8 protein-coding genes are annotated in these 20,074 nt (G+C 62.0%); 6 read left to right on the forward strand and 2 right to left on the reverse strand.

Features of this window, described 5'->3' with window-relative positions; translation table 11 throughout:
* Window positions 1–161 precede the first annotated feature (161 nt).
* The 4 genes from PW792_15755 to PW792_15770 all read left to right on the forward strand — a co-directional run bounded on the left by PW792_15755 (window position 162) and on the right by PW792_15770 (window position 9,633).
* Window positions 162–4,076, forward strand: a complete 3,915-nt coding sequence (locus PW792_15755) for a carboxypeptidase regulatory-like domain-containing protein (protein ID MDE1163378.1) — start codon at window positions 162–164, stop codon at window positions 4,074–4,076.
* Window positions 4,077–4,157: 81 nt separating this feature from the next.
* Window positions 4,158–6,287, forward strand: coding sequence for a beta-galactosidase (locus tag PW792_15760; GenBank protein ID MDE1163379.1), 2,130 nt, complete (start codon window positions 4,158–4,160; stop codon window positions 6,285–6,287).
* Complete coding sequence (locus PW792_15765; GenBank protein MDE1163380.1) at window positions 6,284–8,557, forward strand: glycoside hydrolase family 3 N-terminal domain-containing protein; 2,274 nt, start codon at window positions 6,284–6,286, stop codon at window positions 8,555–8,557. Before PW792_15760 ends, PW792_15765 begins: the two co-directional genes overlap by 4 nt.
* Window positions 8,558–8,613: 56 nt before the next feature.
* A complete protein-coding gene (locus tag PW792_15770; GenBank protein MDE1163381.1) occupies window positions 8,614–9,633 on the forward strand; it encodes a LacI family DNA-binding transcriptional regulator in 1,020 nt (339 codons plus the stop codon).
* Here the strand turns inward: PW792_15770 and PW792_15775 are convergent, their stop codons facing one another.
* Window positions 9,634–12,594 carry a hypothetical protein gene (locus PW792_15775; protein MDE1163382.1) on the reverse strand — a complete coding sequence of 987 codons (2,961 nt, stop codon included), beginning with the start codon at window positions 12,592–12,594 and terminating at the stop codon, window positions 9,634–9,636. It abuts the gene before it with no gap.
* Window positions 12,595–12,664: 70 nt separating this feature from the next.
* Between PW792_15775 and PW792_15780 the strand changes: the two genes are divergently transcribed.
* Window positions 12,665–13,906 carry an MFS transporter gene (locus PW792_15780; protein ID MDE1163383.1) on the forward strand — a complete coding sequence of 414 codons (1,242 nt, stop codon included), beginning with the start codon at window positions 12,665–12,667 and terminating at the stop codon, window positions 13,904–13,906.
* On the opposite strand, the gene PW792_15785 is transcribed toward PW792_15780, so the two are convergent.
* Window positions 13,903–16,629 (reverse strand): glycoside hydrolase family 31 protein, encoded by a 2,727-nt coding sequence (locus PW792_15785; GenBank protein MDE1163384.1) that lies wholly within the window; start codon window positions 16,627–16,629, stop codon window positions 13,903–13,905. The genes PW792_15780 and PW792_15785 overlap by 4 nt on opposite strands.
* A 222-nt stretch (window positions 16,630–16,851) precedes the next feature.
* Here PW792_15785 and PW792_15790 point away from each other — a divergent pair, with 222 nt between their 5' ends.
* Entirely contained in the window at window positions 16,852–20,058 is a 3,207-nt protein-coding gene (locus tag PW792_15790; protein MDE1163385.1) for a putative Ig domain-containing protein, read from the forward strand.
* Window positions 20,059–20,074: the final 16 nt, after the last annotated feature.

The following is a 20,074-nucleotide window of genomic DNA, read 5'->3' on the forward strand; positions in this document are numbered from 1 at the left end:
TTTTTTACGACTCTCCCGTTGCCAAGACGGCAAAGGCTGCTATAGAGTGATCGCCGCGCTAAGGAAACGTTTCCATACGCTACCAGAGAAACGCTCTACCTAGCTAGATTCCAGCCTCAAGAGAGGCTCCCGAAGCCCTGCTTCGACCAGGAGGATCCTCCATGTTGTTCGCCTCACCTCTGATGCGTCGCACCTCGCGCTGCCTGCGGGCCGTATGCGCTCTCTTCTGCCTAACGCTTCTATTCAGCACGACCGTGTACGCACAGACCAGCCAGGGTTCCATCACCGGCGAAGTCAAGGATGCCACAGGCGCTCTGGTACCCAACGCTTTCGTGACGGCGACCAATACGGACACTCACGTCAAGCTGCATGTAAAGAGCAACGAGAGCGGTCTCTTCATCTTCACGTCGCTCGTACCCGGCCCCTATGAGGTCGAAACCACGGCCAACGGCTTCTCCCGTTCTGTGGTCACCAACATCACCGTTAGCGCCGCGCAAACGGTGACGACGAACGTTCAACTTGCGACAGGCAGCGAGACGTACCAGGTGACGGTTGAGTCCAGCGATTCGCTGCTCTCCAAAGACACCTCCGACGTCAGCACCACGGTCGACCACTCGCTTATCGAAGAGCTTCCCTACCCCGAACGCTCCGCGCTGGAAGCCGCCTTGCTCGTACCTGGCGTAACTGGCGATCCGACGAACCCCGGCGGTATTGCGACTGAGAACCCCTCGGCGTTCACCGGCTATGTGCTTCCTGGTGCGAACATCACGGTCGGCGGCTCGCAACCCGGCCAAACAGCGCTGCTGATCGACGGCTCCGACGTGATGCAGGCAAGCTATCCGCGCTCGGGCCTGAACCTCTCCGGTCGCAACGTGGGCGAAATGACGGTACTGACCAGCGGTATGTCCGCAAAATATGGCCGTACCTCTTCTGGCGCCGTCGTCATGTCTTCGGCTGCAGGTACCAGCAAATACCACGGAGCCATTACGTGGCGTCACACCGATCCGTGGTTCAACGCATATCCCCTCGGCGGCACGCTGAAGAACAACATTCACGAAAACTACTACGGCTTCTACCTCAACGGCCCGGTCTATATCCCGAGGTTTTACCCGCACAAAGACAAGACATTCTTCGAGTTCAGCTATGAGCCTGCTCGCCTGCGTAACCGCACCGGCGCACGCGCGACCTTCTTTACACCAGCCGAACTACAGGGCAAATTCAACGACTCCCTCGTCATGGTCGATCAGAGCGTACTCAAGGCACAGGGCTGGAACGCTGCCCTGGCTGCAGCTCGCATCAATGGCCTCTACAACCGCGCACTCGCCCTGGATCCCAACGGCTTCCCTGCGGGGCCGCCGACCAACACCTACACCCCCGTCCCGGGCGGACCGATTACCGATTGCGGCGACATCTGGCGAGGCGCAAACCCAACCGCTACCACATGCCCTAACGACTTTGCGAATCTGCTTGCCCACAACTCGTTTGCGCAGTACGTCGTCAGCAACCTGCCAACGCCTGCAAACCCCGGACCGAACGCCACCTTTGACAACGCCAGCGGCGGCTACCAGACCGACGGCACCAACGGCAGCTACGCACGCGGTGTCTACAACATCGACAACCGCTGGAACGTTCGCATCGACCATATCTTCAACAACTCCAACCAGATCTATGTTCGCTTCACCAGCATCCCTGTCTCTGCACTGCGTTACTTCGCGGTGGACGTGAACAATCCGCTCAACCAGACTCCGACGGACGCAGCGCACACCTACGACGTCGCCTTTGGCTACACGCGCGTGCTCACGAATACGCTGGTCAATAACTTCCACTACTCCTGGCTGCGTGTGAACCAGCCGCGCAAGGCCCCACCGAGCTCCACCAACGCCGACTACGCGGCAAAGTACGGTCTGACGCCTGCGATCGCCGGTTACGGCTTCCCGTTTCTCGGCAACTTCGCGCAGAACAACATCAGCTATCTGCCGCAACTCGGCGTCAGCAACGCGCAAACCAACATCGACCAGAACTTCATCGTCGGCGACGACCTCACGCTCACCTGGCATCGTCACCAGTTTCAGTTCGGCGGCGACGTCCGTTGGTACCAGTCCAACCAGTACGACCTCAGCGGCCTGACCGGTGGCAAGTACACCTTCGCTTCCGGCGACACCGGCAACGGCCCCACCACCAGCGGCAGCACTCTGGCCAGCTTCGTCCAGGGCACAATCAACGGCTACACCAACACTCCCGTCTCTGTTCCCGGCTACTACCGCTGGCGCTACTACGCGGCTTACTTCCAGGATGACTGGCGCGTTCTGCCCAAACTCACAATCAACATCGGCGCTCGCTACGAAGTGGAAACGCCGCGCATGGAGAAGTTCAACAACCAGGCGTTCATGAACTCCACCTACACCAGCTCTCTGAACGGCTCGCCCATCCAGGGAGCATTCTGCTTCTCCGGCGCCTGCGGTCTGGGCAAAACGATGTGGCCGACGAACTATTGGGGCATCGAACCTCGCGTCGGCATCTCCTACGCCCTGACGCACAAATCCACGCTGCGCGCATCCTACACCATCTCTCGCACGCCTCTCACCGGGCAGGAAAACATCCCCGACCCCAACCTCAACGTCGGTGCTTCCGGCGTAGGCGGTGTGAACGGCGGCACAACGCCCGGCTGGATCGTCAACTACATCACCAATCCGATCCCCGCCAGCGCATTGCAATCGGCATACACAACGCTCAAAGGCCAGCGTGGCCCCTTCAATTTCTCTACGGGTCTGAACCCTGTATTCGTCGACCAGACAAGCTCTGTTCCTTACGTTCAAACATGGGGCCTCACATACCAGTACCAGCCCCTTGCTCGTACGCTGATTCAAGCCACCTACCAGGGTGCGAAGGGAACACATCTCTACGGTGGCTTTAACTACCCGCGCAACACACCGGCTCTCGGGGTACTGACTGCGGCCGTGCAGGCGAACAAGTATCTCGGAGCGCTAAGCAACAACACATACAACATCCGCAACAACAATAACGACCCCAGCGCTGCCATCCTGCAGGAGACCGCGCTGGCCAAGCTCTATCCGTATCAAGGCTTCTTCACCCAGACGCTGCCTGAGATCTACCCGCGCCGCGGCACCTTGCACTACAACGCGCTCTACTTGAGCGTGAACCAGCGCCTCACCAAGGACCTCTCCTTCCTCGCGAACTGGACATGGTCAAAGAGCATTGATAACGTCGCCGCCAACGCAGGCTTTGCTGGTGGGTTCGGTACCGCTCCTCCGCAGAACCCCTTCGACACCCGCGCCGAGCTTTCGCTTTCGTCGTTTGACCAGCCCAGCCGCTTCCGCGCTGGCTATAACTACAGCCTGCCTTTCGGCTTCAACCGTCGCTTCCGCACCGGCAGCCGCATCCTCGATCAAATCATCGGCGGCATCTCTACCTCGGGCATCGCCTCCATCATGTCCGGTTTCCCGAACTATGTATCGCTCGGATCACCGGGCTACTTCCAGTCCGTCACTCCCAACGGAGTCGACTCCTGCGCGACCAAGGACTACTGCGTTTACACAGCTCTTCCGGGTGGCTACACGCTTCGCCCCAACCGTGTTCCGGGTCAACCTCTGATCAACCCTGCATGGAAGAAGAACCCCTTCAACTCCCTGCTTGGCGTCACCCCGTACCTCAACCCCAAGGCCTTCACCATTCCCGGATCACCTGGACACCCGGCGCTGGGTAACGTTCCTCGCACCATGGGCGACGCCCGCTCTCCGCGCGAGTTTTTCCTCGACATGCGCATGGCAAAGGACTTCAAGATCCACGGCAAGTACCGCGCCCAGTTGAACGTCAACTTCTCGAACGTCTTCAACCATCCCGCCTACTTCGGCGTGAACGGGCGCAATCTGCTCAGCACATTCACCGTTCCCTCCACCACGACAAGCGCAACCTCCATTGGCGGCAAGTTCCCCACCGTGGACCCGTCCGACATCACCAAGACCGCCGGGTATAACGCCAACTTCGGCTATCTCGCTGCGGTCAACACGCAAGGCCTATCCCGCGTGATCCGCTTCGGTGCCGAGTTCAACTTCTAACTCTTTCTTCCACTTCGCAGGCCGGATGTGCATCCGGCCTGCGAAGTCTTTTCGGCCTCCACTCTTAGCCGGAGCTTTCTCTTGACTCTTACGCGCCGCACTTTCCTGCAAACTGCCACACTCGCCGCCACGCACCTCAGCACAGCCCACAGCTTCGGCCTTTACGCTCTGAATGAAAGCGCCGCCGTCAGCTTCGATGCTCGCTCGCTGATCCTGCACGGCCGCCGCGAACTTCTCCTCTGCGGGGAACTGCACTACTCACGCTCTACACCCGAGATGTGGCCCGCTCTGCTCGACCGCTGCGTCGAACTCGGCCTCAACGCCATCTCCACCTACTGCTTCTGGAACGTGCATGAGCCCTCGTCCGGCAGCTTCCACTTCACCGGCGACGCCAACCTCCGCCACTTCCTTCAGCTCTGCGCCGAACGCAAGCTGTACGTCTTCCTGCGCGTCGGCCCTTACTGTTGTGCAGAGTGGAACTTCGGTGGCTTCCCCGCCTGGCTTCGCGATGTGCCCGGCATCACCTTCCGCACGCTCAACGAGCCGTATCAGAAGCATGTCACCAGCTATCTCACTCGACTCACCGAAGAAGTGAAGCCGTTCCTCGCCACCAACGGTGGTCCTATCGTGCTCGTGCAGATTGAAAACGAGTACAGCCACATCGCCAGGCGTTACGGAGAAGAAGGCCAGCAGTACCTCCGCTGGATCGTCGAACTCGCCAATCGTATCGGCCTCGGCAAAGTACCGCTCACGCAGTGCGAAGGCAGTGCGCAAGGCGCTCTCGCCACCGCAAACAGCGATACCGTAACGCCCGAGCACGTAGCTGAAATGCACGCCGCCGCACCAAACGCTCCCGCCATCTGGTCAGAGCTTTACCCGAGCTGGTACGCGCTCTGGGGTCAGCCGCATCCGACACCACGCAAGGCACAAACACTCACCACCGCGATCCTCAACTTCCTCTCTGCCGGTGGCGCAGGCTTCAACTATTACATCTGGCACGGCGGCACCAACTTTGGTCGCACCGCCATGTACCTGCAAACAACCAGCTACGACTTCGACGCGCCGTTAGACGAGTTCGGAGACCCCAGCCCACTCGGCGTTGAACTTGGCCGTCTGCACAAGGCGCTGCATACGCACAGCCATCTACTGCTCGAAGGCGAGCGTAAGCGAACAGCCCTCTCGAAGGCAGCAGCGCAAGCTACGTGGACACTCGGCAACGAAACCCTCACTCTCACGCTGAACACCAGCAACGACGGCCATGCGGAGCTTCGTTATAACGACAAGCTGGTCTACGCCACCGCACCTGTAGAAGCACGCACGCAAAACTGGGCCACCCTCGCCACCAACTTCTCCTGGCGAAGCGCCATCGAACCCCTGCCTACGGCCAGCAACCGCGACGTCCATAGCGACGAGCCTCTCGAGCAGCTCAAGCTCACGCACGACACCACCGACTACTGCTGGTACTCCACAAGCCTGCACGGTCCACTCGCCGCAGGCTCGGAGCTCGTCATCCCCTACGGTGGCGACCTCTTCTACCTCTTCCTTGACGGCAAACTCGTCGAGCGCAACCTTGGTCCACTCTACGAAAACCGTGGCCCCATCGTTCCGCACTCGGATCGCTATCCCTTCATCGTTGCCAATCGTCACGACGACGAGCACAGTGATGGCTATCGCTACACCTTCAAGCTTCCTGCGCTTGCCGCAGGCGAGCACCGCATCCATCTGCTCGCCGTAGCCATCGGCCTCATCAAAGGCGACTGGCAGATCGGTTACCCGATGAATATGGAGCGCAAAGGCATCTGGCAAGGCGTCGAGATCAACGGCAAACCGCTGCGTGGCTGGACGATGACACCCGGACTCTCGCACTCGCCAGCACACAGCAGCGCGGCAACACTTACACCACAGCCAGCGGCCAACGGCCTCACCTGGTACACCACGAACTTTGCGCTCGAACCCGACCACACCGGGGACGTCTATCGTCTCGACTGCACAGGCCTCAGTAAAGGCTCGCTGGAGATCAACGGCCACGCCCTCGGCCGTCACTGGCTCATCACGCCTGCGGGGTCTGACGTGCCCTCGCAGCGCTACTACCATGTGCCACGCGCCTTCCTTGCCCGCAACAACACGCTGCGAATCTTCGACGAGCAAGGCGGCACCCCCGCGCGCATGTCTCTGCAGCGTCGCCATACCCCACCCAAGGCGACAGCATGAGGCAACACGTCCTCTTCGCCGCTGTTCTTCTCGGCCTGACGATGACTGCGCGTACGCAGACGGCACTCACCAACGCCCAGACCGAACGCCGCATCCACGACCTGCTGCAGCGCATGACGCTCGCGGAAAAACTTGGACAGCTCACGCAGAGCAGCCTCCATCGCTCCGCTACAACCACCACCGGCCCCATCACCGGTCCAGACTCCAAAGACAGCGAAGACTCCTTCCGTCTCGCTGCCGCAGGGCGCCTGGGATCTATGCTGAACACCACAGGCGCAGCCACCACCAACGCCCTGCAACACGAAGCCGTCGAACACTCCAGGCTGCACATCCCTGTCCTCTTCGGCTCGGACGTCATCCACGGCTATCGCACCATTTACCCCATCCCACTGGCCATCGCCGCAACCTTCGACCCCACGCTCGCCTCCGCGCTCACCCACATGGCCGGCGAAGAAGCCGCCTCAGCGGGCATCCGCTGGGTCTACTCCCCCATGGCCGATCTCAGTCGAGACCCGCGCTGGGGACGCGTCATGGAAAGCTCCGGCGAAGACACCTTCCTCGACTCCGCCATGACTCGCGCCGCCGTTCTCGGCTACCAGGGCGAACATCTCAACGATCCCACCAGCGTTGCCGCCTGCGTCAAACACTTCGCCGCCTACGGAGCTCCCGAAGCCGGCCGCGAGTACGCCTCCGTCGACCTCTCTCTCCTCCGGATCCGACAGGATTACCTCCCGCCCTACCGTGCGGCAATCGACGCAGGAGCAGCCTCGGTGATGGCCGCGTTCAACACCCTCAACGGCGTCCCTTCCACCTCGAACAGCTTCCTGCTGACCGACACCCTGCGCCGCGACTGGGGCTTTCAAGGCATCACCATCACCGACTTCGGAGCCATCCCCGAGCTCAAGAACCACGGCGTCGCCGAGACCGACGCTGACGCTGCAGAGGCGGCGCTGAACGCGGGCATCGACGTCGAGATGATGTCGCACACGTTCGAGCAGAACCTGCCTGTGCTGCTGCAACACGGACGCGTCTCCATGGCAGAGATCGACCGCGCGGTAAGAAATGTCCTCCGCATCAAATTCGCGCTCGGGCTCTTCGATCACCCATACGTCAACGAGCAGGACGAAGTAACCGCAGCAGCCGCATCACACCGTCCACTCGCAAGACGCGCAGCAGAAGAGTCCTTCGTGCTGCTCAAGAATAACGGCACGCTTCCCTTGCATCTCTCAAAAGGTCGCACCGTCGCCCTCATCGGCAAGACCGCAGACAGCCCCGAGCAGATGCTTGGTGCGTGGTCCATCGCCGGACGCAACAGCGACGTGGTTACGCCGCGCATGGCTTTCGAGGAACGAATCAAGGAAAACGGCGGCAAGCTCCTCTACACCGATGGTTCTTCGCCAAGTGAAACCGCAGCCATCGCACGCTCGGCGGATGACATCCTCGTGGTTGTTGGCGAACCCCGCCAGCAGCAGGGCGAAGCCACCTCCCGTGTCGAACTCGACCTCCCTGCGGATCAAAGGAAGATGCTTGAATCTGTTACGACCCTCGGCAAACCCTTTACGGTCGTCGTCTTCTCCAGCCGCCCTCTCGTGCTGACGTCGATAGCCAAACAAGCTGCCGCGCTGCTTGAAGCCTGGGCTCCGGGCGTCGAAGCAGGCCCCGCACTCGCCGACATCCTGCTCGGCAATGTCTCACCATCCGGCCACCTGCCCATGAGCTTCCCCCGCTCCGTCGGCCAAGTGCCGCTCTACTACGCCGAGCTGCCCACCGGCCGCCCCGCCGGTGATGCCAACTTCAACGAGCCGCCCACCCAGGCCACGAAGTATCTCTCACGCTACATCGACTCGCCAAATTCGCCGCTTTTCCCCTTCGGCTACGGGCTTACCTATACGCACTTCACCTACTCCGACCTGCGCATCCATCCAAGCTCGGACGCTCTGCCAAAGAACGCTGCGTCGAACAACAACACAGCGGTCACCCTCGATGTCGATATTCGCAACGATGGCACGCACACAGGCGTTGCGGTCCCACAGCTTTATCTCCGCAACACGGGCGTGCCGGTCTCGCAGCCGCTGCGGCTTCTCAAAGGCTTCCAGCGCATCGAACTCGCACCCGGCGCGCACGCCACCGTACACTTCGCGCTCCGCTATCAGGATCTTTCGTTCTACGATGCGAACGCGCAACCTGTAGTCGTCCCGTCTAAATTCAGCGTCTGGGTAGGGGAGGACTCTGGAGCCACACTCTCCGGCAGCTTCGCCCTACGCAACTAACCTCCCGCGCTTCTTCCAGTTAGAAGCCATTCATGTAGCATTGCTCAGGAGAAATCGTGTCCAGCCGAAACAAATCCACGAACCCCGCGCCCACCCTTGTTGATGTGGCCCGCCTCGCTGGCGTCGGCCTTGGGACAGCGTCACGCGCGCTCTCGGGTCAGGGGCTTGTCAGCGAAGAGACACGCCAGCGCGTGGGGCTTGCCGCGCAGCGCCTTGGCTACCAACGCAACGAGCTCGCACGTGGTTTGCGAGTCAAACGCTCCGGCGCGATCGGCATCGTGGTTCCAGACATCGGCGGCCCGTTCATGGCGCAGTGCGTTCGCGCCGCGCAGAAGGTCCTGCGCCAGGCGCATTACACCTCCATCATCGCCTTCACCGATGGCGACGTCCGCATCGAGAACGAAGAGATCGACTATCTCATTCGCCACCAGATCGACGGCATTCTCATCGTGCCCTCCGAAGGCGAAGACTCGATGCTTCGCTCTGAGCGCATGGAGAAATTTCCGGTCGTCGCCTTCGACCAACCCATCTCCGGCACGCCCTTCGACGCCGTCATGGTGAAGAACAAACAGGGCGCTCGCTCCGCGGTGCAGCACCTTGTCGGCCACGGACACAAGCGCATCGCCTGCATCGGCATCAACCGGCATCTCTACTCCATCCAGCAGCGCATTGAAGGCTACCGCGCGGCGATGAAAGAGGCGGGCCTGCCAGCCATGCTCGAAATCGTTGATCCCCACGACGGTAGCATCGCCCGCCAGATCGACATCTGGCGCTCAATGAAGCAACCGCCGACAGCCATTTTCAGCATCAACGAGCTCACCACCCTGCACATCATCGAGGCCATCTCCAGCCGTGGCATCAAGGTTCCCGACGAACTTGCGCTCGTTGCCTTTGATGATGTCCAGCTTGGCCCCTTCCTTCGTCCGCCGCTCACCGCCATGGTGCAGCCCTCCGCGCAGATCGGCGAAGAAGCCGCCACGCAGCTCCTTGCACGCATCAACGGCAACGAAGCCGCGCCGCAGAAGCGCACGCTGCTTGACGTAGAGTTCGTCATTCGCGGCTCCTGCGGCTGCTAGCTACTTCTCCGCGCCAAACTCCAGTTCGTTCGACCAGTGCGTCTGCCACGAGTCGTGGAACGTCGGAGGATTGTCCTTCGACACCGAACGCTCGGCCGCCAACTCGCGTGCGCGGCCCTTGTTGTCGTTCACGCGACAGGTAAATTTCACCGTTTTGCCCGCCAAAATGCGCTCGTGCACGGCAGGCATCTCCGCCCACGGAATCGACGCTTCCACGATCCGCAAATTGCCTTCGCGTCGTATGACCAGTTGCGCTCCGCTCACCGGCCCCTGGTCCACAGCTGCCTTGGGCTGCCGGGGGAAGTACGACTTCGCCGGAACACCCGGAGCCAGTAGACGCCACAGCTCCGTGCCTCCGCCATACTGCTTCGCCACAGGATTCAGCGCGTACTCATAATCCGTGTCCCAGTAGGAGATGAAGTGCGGCATCGTGCCCGCCGGATACGGCAGCCACGGCTTCTTCTCCAGCACATTGAACGCCAGCAACACGTTGTCGTGCGAGCCCGAACCACTCGGAATATCAAAGTGTTTGCGGTAGGAGTACCGCCGCACCTTCTGCGGCCACGACACCAGGTTGCCGTCTGCCGTCTTCGCCAACTCAGGGTAGAAGTAGCTGTCGTCATCCCGCGACGCAAAGCGCACCATGCCCTCATCCAGCGTCGTGTCCACAATGCGCGCAGCAAAGTAGAAGTTCTGATCGTCGTACGCCATCCACACCGTCGGCGCGGCGTCTTTCGTGTTCGCATCATCCGTCGCCGGCAGAAAAGGCAGGTACGCCTTCTCTGTCAGATTCGCACCCAGCCCCTCGCTGGCCAATACCTGCGGCAGCACACCATCCCAGTCCTTCAGATCGCCGTCGACGTGCACGGTACGCCGTGCAATCCAGTCCACATGCAGCATCTCATCATGTTCAGCAGCACCATCGGCTCCGGCATCAAAGCGCGCGTGCATCGCATAGGCGTTGCTCGGCACCGGCGTTCCATGCACCGGCAGCGAAACCGTCTTCGTCTCATTCGCCGCAAGATCGACGCCGACCGACGCCACGCCCATCTGCTCCCCGGCAACCGTTGCGCTCAACGTCCCGTGCACCGGCCGGTTCAGCACATTGGTCAACTCGATCCGCAACCCGGGCGTCTTCTCCATCGGCGCGGTGAAGTCATGCACCTTGAACTCTACCGGCTCCACACCGCGCATGGCCCCCTTGCGCACGGCCTCCACCACGCGCGCAAACGACCCCGGCGAACCGTCTCCACGCAGGAAGAAGCCATGCCCATCGAGCGGAATCGTGTAGCCACCGTCGCTTGCCTTTACGTCATTGCCGTAGAAGTCATAGAGCTTTGTGCTCGCATCCGCCTTCAGCCGTAACGACGCATCGTCACTCAGCTTCACGCTGCGAAACAGCACGCGATCGCGCGGATAAATCTTTGTCAGATCGCCCACCACAACCAGCGTGCCGTCATCGTCCTTGCCATCGCGACCACCGAAGACAAAGACCCACGGCAGTCCATTGCGAAAGAGAATCTCGCGAAACGGCCGTTGCCCGATGAACTTCTGCGCCGCCGCAATCGCTGCGGCCGTCGGGTACGCCTGCACTACCGGGAACGTCTCGCCCCCCACCTTCACATTGCGGCTTTCATACACATTGCCCGCATAAACACCCGCCGTCCGGCTCTGGCCCTGCGCGCGCATCGACGCCAGCACGCCGGCCACGCGGTCCTCCGAGTTCGCAATCCAGCTCTCTGTGTCCCACACCCGCACCGGCCCCGTCGCGCCCTTGCGATGAATCCACTCCGGAATCAAACTCGGGTCCGCCGCCAGCCCTTGGTAGTGAATGCTCACAAAATCAAAGACCGGCAGAAACGTGTTTTTGCCGTCCGGAAAGAGCTTCTCCCGCGCGTTCGGCGACGACGACGTGCCGCCGATCAGCACCTGCGCTCCCTCCTTCTTCCGCGCATCCAACACACCCTCGGCCATGTGGGCATACATCTCGCGATAGCGCGGAATGTCCGCTCCCCAGCCGGAGATCGAGATGCTCTCCCACGGCTCATTCCACAACTCCACCGCGTTCAGATTGCCCTTTGGCCAGCCGTACTGCGTCGCCAGGTCTTCCGTCCACTTCTGAAACGCGCCATCGAACTGCGGCATCCACGCAATGTCAGCCTTCGTCTTCTGCATCACCCCTTCTGGCGACAGCCAGGGACGCGGCATTCCCAGCGGCTGAATCGGCGAGTGCATCGCCCCGCAACCCAGTGTCAGCATCACGGTCACATCATGCTTCTGCGCCCATCCCAGTTCGCGCTCCAACCGCGCCTGCTCCGTCTTGAACTCTGGATCACCTGGCACATTAAAACCCGCCCCCGTACGCACGCCCTTGATGCCCAGCTTCTGCATCAGCACATAAACGCCTTCGTTCATGTTCTGCGGCCAATCCGTATCCAGCGCGTACGTCGGAAACTGCACACGACCCGCATCGGGAGAGATCACACGCGCCATCGTCGCAGCAAAGGTGCGGCCGCGCTCCGGCACATCGAGCACCAGCGCATAGCCGCCATATCCAGCCGGAATCTTCGGCTCTACCGTCACACGCTCTTCGCCACCACCATGCAGGTGCAACTCCACCGGTATACCCGGCTCCTCGTCCATGCGATACACATGCGGCTTCCACACATCGCCCGCCGGAACCGACGTGCGGTAATGCACCACGCGTAGATAGGCCGTCCCCTCGAACGCCTTACCGCTGTTATGCACCAGCAGCGTCAGCGTCGGCTGCTCGGTTCCAGTCAGCACGTTCGCCATCGTGCCGGAAGGCGTCGTTACCGCCAGCTCCTGCACGGTGAAGCCGCTGTCCTTCGACAGCGAAAACGCTTCGGCATACCCCGGCATACGAGCACCCGTAACCATCTGCGCCGTAGCTGGAACAGCCAAAACGGCCAACGCGCCAATACCAAGCAAAACTCTCACTGGAAACCTTTCCATCATCGCTGGAACTATACTTGCTCCGCACTCAAACTGACAACGCTTTCTGCACCCAATGACGTCTCTCTCTTCCTCGAAGCCGCTCTCTCTCCGCGCCGCCGTTGTGCTCGTCACCTCGCTCTTCTTCACCTGGGGCTTCCTCGTTGCGCTCAACGACGTTCTCGTCAGTGCCTTTCGCGCGCTCTTCCATCTCAGCTATCGAGAGTCAACAGCCGTCCAGCTAACGTTCTACCTCACCTGCTTCGTCATTTCGTTTCCAGCCAGTCGGCTGGTTTCGCGCCTCGGCTACCGCCACGCGCTGACGGTGAGCCTCGCCATGATGGCCGCCGCCACGCTGCTCTTTGCCCGAGCGTCGACCGCTGCGTCCTTCCAACTCTTCCTCGCAGCGCTCAGCCTCATGGCCGCAGGCATTGCTGCGCTGCAAACAGCCGCGTCGCCCTACATCTCCCTGCTGGGAGACGCGACCACAGCACCCAGTCGCTACAGCCTCGCCCTCGCCGTCAACTCGCTCGGCTCCATGCTCGCCCCCATCTTCGGAGCGTGGGCCATTCTTCCGCGAGTCTCCTCCACTGCCGGTTCCCTAGGCTTCCGCACGCCGTACCTAGCCATCGGCGCTGGCCTGCTGGCTCTCGTACTCGTCGTAGCCTTTGCCAACCTGCCCGACCTCCGGCCCGTTATCGCCGCAAAGTCTTCCACCAGCTACCGTGCACTGCTGCGGCAGCACAAGCTGCTCTTCGGCGTTACGGCCATGTTCTTTTACGTCGGCGCAGAGATCGCTATCGGCGGCCTGCTGATTAACTACCTCTGCCTCAGCACGACACTTGCCACCACGCGCGAGCACGCTGCATTTCTGGCTTCGTTCTACAACGGCGGAGCTATGGTCGGCCGCTTCGCAGGCTTCCCGCTGCTGCGCCGCATGAACCCACAGCGCGTGCTCACAGTGCTCGCCGCCGCGGCCACCGTCTGCGTCCTGCTCTCCATCGTGACGACCAGCGCACTCGCGGCCTCGCTTCTGCTCGGCGTTGGCCTGTGCAACTCGCTGATGGTGCCCATCACCGTCACAACGTCACTCGAAGACCTCGGTCCGCTCATCGACAAAGGCTCCGGCCTGCTCGTCGCTGCGCTCATCGGCGGAGCCATGATCCCGTACCTGCAAGGCATCTTCGCCGACATGGCCGGACTTCGCGTGTCGTTCCTCCTGCCAGCACTCTGCTACCTTCCGCTCGTCGCCTTCGGCCTTCGCTACGCTGGACGGCCGCAGCCCATCGCTGCGGCCGGTCCCGTGCTGGAAGCCTAGCTCTTCGCCGCAGCCGCCAGCGCTGCACGCGCTCTCTTCAAGCGAACCTGATTGTCCGCCTGCTTCTTCTTCTGAGCAGCCGCGTCCTCAGCGTCCTTCGGCTTCGGAGCGACCTTCCAGTCCTTGTCCTCCTGCACCGCGAACTCTTCCACACCGCGCTGCGCGCTTTGGATCAAGGCAGGCAACGCCTCCACTTCCTGCAGCGCTCGGTCTGGACGATATCCCATCCGGTCGCCCGTCTGCGAAGCCGCCACCAGATCATTCACCGGCCAGATGTCGTTCATCTGTGCGTAGCCTCGGCGCAGGTCCACCATCTTTCCGGGGAACCCTTGCAGCAGCGACTCACGTTCCATCAGCGCCGGGTCACGCTCCACGCGAATCGTCACCTCCTTCGACGTTGCAAACGAATCCGTCAGCACCACCGTCGTCAGCGTATTGCCCTGGAAGCTCCATCCACGCTCATACAGCGCCGTTACCAGCGGCTGCTTGACGCCGTTCACCAGCACCGTCGAAGGCGGCCAGCCATCAGGAAGCTCAAGCTGGATCGCCCGCGAGCGCACCATGCCTGCATAGCTCCCCTTCGCCGGATGCACCGTAATCGTCGTCACCGCACCATCGCGCTGTGCGCTCAACTCTGTCCGGGCAAACGCAGCGTCTTCATAGCCACGACCTTCACTCGAATCCTCATACAGCGAGTAGCTGGAGCGCTGGTGGTCAGCCAGCGGCGCCACGCGCACAATCAACGGATCAACAGGCTTTTCCCCCACATGCAGCATCGGTGGCTGCATCGGAACGATCGCTCCTGCACGCAGAAACACCGGCGTCTGCTCCAGGGAGTACTCACGCTCCACACGCAGCGGCCCCATAAAGTGCTTGCCGCTGCTCTGCTCAATCCACTCTCCCGGCGGCAGCCAGAGGCTCTCCTTCGCCAACCCCGTGATGCTGTCTACCGGCGTTGTCACCGGAGCCACGATCACACTCTCGCCAAACAGAAACTCATTCGACGCCGTATAAGCTGCGTCCTGCTCAGGCCAGGAGTAGTACAGCGGCCGCAGGAACGCGACACCCGTGTCATACGTCCGGCGCGCCTCCGTGTAGATGTACGGAATCCACGCCGCTCGCTGACGCAGCGTCTCCTGCATGATGTCGCTGTACGGTTCGGGATACGCCCACACCCGACGCTCGGCCTCCGGGTTCTTCGTCGTATGCGTACGCAAAATCGGGCTGAACGCGCCAAACTGCAGCCAGCGCAGATACAACTCCGGCTCGATCGCGCCCGGCATGTGCCCGCCAATGTCGTGGCTCCAGTACGCATAGCCAACGTTTGCAGCGGTCGCCGTAAAGCTCGGCTGAAACTGCAGCGACTCCCACTTCGAAATCGTGTCGCCGGAGAAGCCGATCTGGTAGCGGTGGTTGCCCAACCCGCCCCAGCGATGGAAGAGCATCGGCCGCTTTCCTTCGCGCTCCTGATCGGTAAAGTGCAGGTAGTTCAGCCAGAACGTCGGATCAACACCCGCTGCATCGGTATGCGCCTCCTGCTGCCAGTCCAGCCACCAGAAGTCGATCCCCTGCTTCTCCAGCGGATGATGCAGGATGTCGAAGTAGTTCTCGACAAACTTGCGGTTCGTGATCTGGAACGGAACATACTTGCCATCGGTCTGCCCCATAGCCTTGGCCATGGCTGCGTACGGGGCCTCAAACGTCTGCACGCCCGATGCCGGATGCAGATTCAACGTCGCATGCACACCCTCTTCATGCAGCCGGTCGAGGAACATCTTCGGCTCCGGGAAGAGGTTCTTGTTCCACGTATAACCCGTCCAGCCCTTGCGATGCCCCGACGCGTCGTTGTCATGGCCACGTACCGCAATGTGCCAGTCCATGTCGATCACCAGCACATCCAGCGGCAGGTTGCGCGAGCGGAAGCCGCTCACCAACTCGTTCAGTTCCTGATCGCTATAAGCCCAGTAGCGCGACCACCACATGCCGAACGCGTAGCGCGGCGGCAGCGGAATCCGACCTGCCACGCGGACAAAGTCGCCCATCTCCTTCGCATACTCATGCCCGTAGCCAAAGAAGTACCAGTCCACCCGCTTGCCCGGCATACGCTCGGCAAACCACGGCCACTCGCTCGACATCCCTTTGCTCATCGAGAAGTCCGCCGAATCAAACAGCGGCCGCGCTGAGTCATCCACCACGCTCCAGCCATCGCGTGAAAGCAGACCCTGCTCCAGCTTCACATCGTTGCCTTTCACGCCATCGAGTGTTCGCGCCGTGCCCATCAGGTTGCCCGCAGCCGACATCCCAGGCTTCCACTGCTCGTCTTTGCCCGCCACCGTCAGCGCGATGGAAAGGTTTTCTGCAGTGAACCCCTCCCCAGTACCATCAGGCCGGTAAACAAGGCGCAATTTTCCTGTGTCGATTGTCAGCTCTTGGTGCTCGCCCGAGCCCTTCACATGCTGCGTAAACGCCGGTACCGCCAGGTGACGGTTGAGAAACGCGAACGATGCGCGATCTTCAAAGCGCCCATCCGCCGCCCACTCCATGCGGACCAGTTGCGGCGTGAGCACGGTGAAGCGAGCATGCTCGAACACTACCGTAGCCGCACGAGCAGCCACCGGATCGTACTTCTCGGAACTACCCACCGAAGCACTCCCCGCAGGGTGCTGCGCAACCGCTGCCGGCACAACCAGCAGGCACAAAAGACAAAGCAGAGGATTTTTCACAACAACTCCATAAGGAAGCGGGATACACACTCAAACTACCTGCCGCAAGAAGCTGGTTGACTCCCCATGATGGCAGAAGGTATAAGGTGCTCGCTCGCAAAGTGACTGAACTTCAGCATGGAAACGTTACCACTTCTCCGTGCCGTTTGGCGATTCCCTGTCTCCTGCGATGCACATGTCGTGAAGTCCACCGGTCGTGGGCTTCAGAAAGAGTTCGTTCTCATGCGTAAGATCTTCGTGGCTGTTCTGCTCACCGTTGGCTCTCTCCTCCCGCTCTCTGGCTGCGGGAGTTCCAGCACCGTCACGATCACAGACTCCATCACGCCCTCCGGCACACTCGCGCTCGACGCGGGACAAAGCGTCGCCTTCACCGCCAAGGTCAACAACGACCCCGCCAACGCGGGCGTCACCTGGCAGTTGCTCGATAGCTCCGGCGGCCAGCTTACCCAGATCACCAAGACCTCTGCGACCTACGTCGCGCCTGCCACGCTCACCGCGCAGTACATCACGCTGGTAAACGCCTTTCCCGTCAACGCGCCGCGCTCCTCCGCCACCACGACGATCAACGTCTTCCCGGCGCTTGCTGCAACCACGCCCACGCTGACAGCCGGCCGCGTCGCCGCCGCGTACACCTACCAGTTCGCCTCCAGCGGAGGCGCCGCGCCCCTCGTGTGGAAACTTGCCTCCGGCGCTCTGCCCGCCGGGCTCACGCTCTCGGCCTCCGGCCTGCTCTCCGGCATGCCCACGGCCAGCGGAACCTTCACCTTCTCGGTCAGCGTTACGGACTCCGCCACCACGCCACAAACCATCCAGATCTTCGAAACGCTCAACATCGTCGCCGCGAACCTGGCGATCACCACCGCCACCGTTCCTGCCGGGCTTACCAGCCAGCCCTACAGCGTCACGCTCACGAGCCAGTACGGCACCGCACCCGTTACCTGGGCGCTCGCCGCTGGCAGCGCACTCCCAGCGGGACTCACCCTCAGCTCCGCTGGCGTCATCTCCGGCACACCCTCCACCGCTGGCAGCACGATCTTCAGCGTGCAAGCCACCGACTCCAGCACGACGCCGCTGAAAGCCAGCGCCACCTTCACCATCAACATCTACGCTCCACTCGCCATCACCACAGCATCGCTGCCTGACGGTTCTGTGAAGAACGCATACTCGCAGCAACTCACCTCCACAGGCGGACAAGCGCCCGTCACCTGGAGCCTCACCTCCGGCACGCTGCCCGCCGGGCTCACGCTCTCCCCTGCCGGACTCATCTCCGGCACACCCACCGCAGCCGTCGCGAGCACTCCACTTACGTTCAAGGCCACAGACGCTTACAGCCCTGCGCAGACCGCCACCGTCAACCTCACACTCAACATCGTGCTCAGCACGCTCGCCATCACCACAACCACGGTCCCCAGCGGCACAACAGGCCACGCCTACAGCACGCAGCTTACCTCCACCGGCGGCAACGCACCCATCACCTGGTCGCTCGCTACAGGCTCCACCCTGCCCGCAGGCCTCACGCTCTCCAGCACCGGCCTGCTCTCGGGCTCGCCCACAGCGGTCAGCACAACCACCTTCACCGTGCAGGCCACAGACACCACACCGGCCACCGTCACGCAAACCTACACGCTCAAAGTTGTCGCCGCTTCGCTGCTGCAGATCGACACGGCCTCACTACCCGCTGGCAACATCGGCAGCCCGTACAGCACCACGCTTGTGGCCTCGCTCGGCACAACGCCGTATACGTGGACAGTCTTCTCCGGCGCTCTACCCAGCGGCTACACACTGTCCTCTGCGGGCGTCCTCTCTGGAACCACCTTCATCGGCGGCACCTACAACGTCACCTTCTCCGTGGCTGACAGCACCGGTGCAAGCGTCACCAAAGCCTTTACGCTCACCATCGGCAGCACGCTCTCCGGCGGCACCGCGAACGGCCTGCTCAAGGGCAGCTACGCTCTGCTCATCACCGGTCGCACAGCCCCCGCCACCGTCGGCGACGGCAAGTCCTACGGCCGTGGCACACTCGGCAGCTTCACCGCAGACGGCAACGGCAACCTCTCCGGCATCGCGGACGTCAACGACGGCCCTACTGGCGTGCAAACCGCGCAGGCTCTCACCGGAACGTACGCAGTGAACACCGACGGACGCGGCCTGCTCTCCATCACCCTCGGCACGCAGAGCTCGGTCTACGCCGTCGCGCTCTCCAGCCAGGTCAGCGGTATCGCGCAGTACGCCGCCTTCACCGGCTTCGACAACTCCACCGGCACTGGTCTGCAAAGCAGCGGCTACGCCCTCGCGCAAACCACCTCCACCTTCGCCGCCAGCACCGTGAAGAACACCTTCGTCTTCGGCCTCTCGGGCGAATCGGCTTGCTCCACCTGTGCCACCGCGGTGAAGTACGGTCCTATCGCCGCTGCTGGCCTCCTCACCGCAGACGGAGTCTCCACCATCAGCTCAGGCACAGAAGACATCTCCGCCTACGGTGGAGGAACCAGCAACTACAGCAGCCTCGGCATCACCGGCACCTTCACCTCGCCTTCCACTACCACGGGACGCGGCACGTTGAAGCTCACCTACACCGGCACACAGATCGGCGGCGCGCCCACCAACTACACCTACATCATCGTCAACGCCAGCCAACTCCTTCTGCTCTCCAACGACACGCACACCACGTCCGCGTTGCTCTCCGGAGAAGCCCGTCTGCAGCAGATCAGCTCCTACACTTCGGCCAACGCCTTCCCTCTGCTCTCCGTCGGCTATGAAACGCAAGCTGCAGGTGGCGATGGAGCCACAACCTACCCCGGCACCTCCAACGCCATCCTCTCCGCGCTCAACTACACCTCCGCCGGCGTTGGAACGCTGCTTGTCGATGCCAACCACGCCGGAACCGTTACCCTCTCGCAAACCAAGTCCCTCAGCTTCACCACCGGCACAACCGGCCGCAACGTCTTCAACGTCACCGGAGCTGTCGCGCAAACCGTTTATCTCTACGCGCAGGGTTCGGGCTTCGGCATCGACCTCTCGACAGCCACGACCTACCCCGCGCTCATCCACTACGAACCGCAGGTACCCAACACCACGGCGCAGATGCCGCTGCTCTCCGGCACCTTCGCCTTCGGCACACCGTTCGTTCCCGTACTTGCAACCCTCGACTCCGGTCTTTCGACATGGAGCTTCTACTCCGGCGGAGTCAACGCGCAGGTCCTCGGCAAACTCTCCACCACCACCGACGTCAGCACGCCCTCAGGTTCGCTGACGCAGGCCCAGACCGCCAGCGATACCTACGCCGAAGACAGCACCGGTCGCCTGGTGATCGCCGACAGCACCAGCGCCACAACCGCTGTCGCATACGGCATCAGCGGAACCCGCAGCGTGAGCCTCCCAACCTCCACCACCAACACGACTCCGGTCATCACCGTCTTCCAGAAGTAGTCCTCAGGAAGGAAGG

It is taken from the genome of Acidobacteriaceae bacterium (assembly GCA_028283655.1).
Classification (GTDB): Bacteria; Acidobacteriota; Terriglobia; order Terriglobales; family Acidobacteriaceae; genus Granulicella.